At 61.4% G+C, this 2,247-nt stretch carries 2 protein-coding genes; both read left to right on the plus strand.

The features are described from left to right. On the plus strand, positions 1–1,004 hold a 1,004-nt coding region (locus EN939_RS30800; RefSeq protein ID WP_127271410.1), incomplete at its 5' end, for a tetratricopeptide repeat protein. Between the two features lie 161 nt (positions 1,005–1,165). Then, positions 1,166–2,247: ATP-binding protein (locus EN939_RS30805; protein WP_245473226.1), on the plus strand; the 1,082-nt coding region annotated here is incomplete at its 3' end.

Consider the following 2,247-nt stretch of genomic DNA (forward strand, 5'->3'; position numbering starts at 1 on the left):
GCAATGTGCTTGTGACGCAAGGCGATCTGGCTGGGGCCTCGCAGATCTACCAGGAAGGCTTGTCGGTCAAGAAGCAGCTTGCCGACAACGAGCCGGAGCGCGCCGAACTGCAGCGCGACCTGACCATCAGCTATGACGAGATCGGTGCACTGGCGCGTACCGCCGGCCAGTTGGACAACGCCCAGATGGCCTACGAGGAGAGCCTGAATATCCGATTGGCATTGGCCGAAAAGAAGCCGCAGGATGCCGAACGGCAGCGCGATGTGTCGGTCAGCCATGATACGATCGGCGACCTCAAGCGCGAGCGCGGCGATGCGGCGGGCGCACTCGCGTCCTATAAAGCGGGCCATGCGATCGTCGAACAATTAGCGGGCCGCGACCCCGACAACAGTGAGTTGAAGCGCGACCTGTCTGTCGGCAACGCAAAGATGGGCAATGCGCTGAGCGATCAAGAGGACTGGCCGGCAGCCCTCGCCGCCTATAGGCAAGCCCTCTCTATAGCCCGCATGCTGGCGGCCAGTGACCCTGCCAACGCCGACTGGCAACGTGACCTTTCGGTCAGCCTGGAAAAGGTCGCCGGCATTCTGGCGATTCAGGGCGACCGCGCCGGAGCGCTCAAGGCCTATACAGACAGTTTCGCTATCGCCGACCGGCTGGCCAAGCTCGACCCTGCCAATGCCGACTGGCAACGCGACCTGTCGATCACCCTGTCCGAGATCGGCATGCTCAAGGCCAAGCAGCGCGACGTCAAAGGCGCGCGGCAGGCTTTCCAGGACAGTCTCGACATCCGCCAGAAGCTCGCCCGGTCCGACCCAAACAACGCCACCTGGCAGCGCGACCTGGTGGTTGCCATGATCGACTACGCTCAGGTCGCCAAGAACCCCAAGACGGTGCTTTCGCAGGCGCTGGACATGACGCTGGAGCTCGACCGCAGCGGGCGGCTGGCGCCGCGATACAAGTTCATGATCAAGTTTCTCAGGGACCGGCTGGCCAAAGTGAAATAGGGCCTGACGGGAGGCTGCCATGGACAGCCGGCTCATTCCCCGTGAAATGCCTGCAAACCTTGGAAAAACCGCCTTTTGCGCCTATATCTAGTGCATATCAGAGGCGCGATTCGGAGCGGGTTTTTCGCGCCGTGCAAGCGGCATCCAGACAACAGGTTTTCATGAGCGATCAGATCGATAACAACAACGGCGCTGAAGCCGAATACGGCGCCGATTCCATCAAGGTTTTGAAGGGGTTGGATGCTGTCCGCAAACGCCCCGGAATGTATATCGGCGATACCGACGACGGTTCGGGCCTGCATCACATGGTCTATGAAGTGGTCGACAACGCCATCGACGAGGCGCTGGCCGGTCACGCCGATCTCGTCACCGTGACGCTCAACCCCGATGGTTCGGTCACCGTGATCGACAATGGCCGCGGAATTCCGACCGATATCCACACCGGAGAAGGCATTTCGGCGGCCGAAGTGATCATGACGCAGCTGCATGCCGGCGGCAAGTTCGACCAGAATTCCTACAAGGTCTCGGGCGGCCTGCATGGCGTCGGCGTCTCGGTGGTCAACGCGCTGTCGGCGTGGCTGAAGCTGAAAATCCGCCGCAACGGCCAGATCTTCGAGATGAGTTTCACGCATGGCAATGCCGACGCGCCGCTGAAGGCGACCGGCAGCTATGAGCAGGACAAGCAGCCGGGCACCTATGAGGGCCGCAGCGGCAGCCAGATCACCTTCTTCCCGTCGGCCGAGACCTTCACCATGGTCGAATTCGACTTTGGCACGCTGGAACACCGGCTGCGCGAGCTTGCCTTCCTCAATTCCGGCGTGCGCATCATTTTGACCGATGCCCGTCACGCCGACGTCGTGCGCCATGAACTGCACTATGATGGAGGCCTCGAGGAATTCGTCAAATATCTCGATCGGGTCAAGAAACCGCTGATCGACAAGCCGATCGCCATCCGGGCGGAGCGCGATGGGATCACCGTCGAAGTGGCGATGTGGTGGAACGACAGCTACCACGAGAACGTGCTGGCCTTCACCAACAACATCCCTCAGCGCGATGGCGGCACGCATCTGGCCGGCTTTCGCGGCGCGCTGACGCGCCAGATCACCGGCTATGGCGAATCCTCCGGCCTGACCAAGAAGGAAAAGGTCTCGCTGATCGGCGACGATTGCCGCGAAGGCCTGACGGCGGTGCTGTCGGTCAAGGTTCCAGATCCGAAATTCTCCTCGCAGACCAAGGACAAGCT

This window comes from Mesorhizobium sp. M7A.F.Ca.CA.002.05.1.1 (assembly GCF_003998335.1).
In the GTDB taxonomy this organism is placed as follows: Bacteria; Pseudomonadota; Alphaproteobacteria; order Rhizobiales; family Rhizobiaceae; genus Mesorhizobium.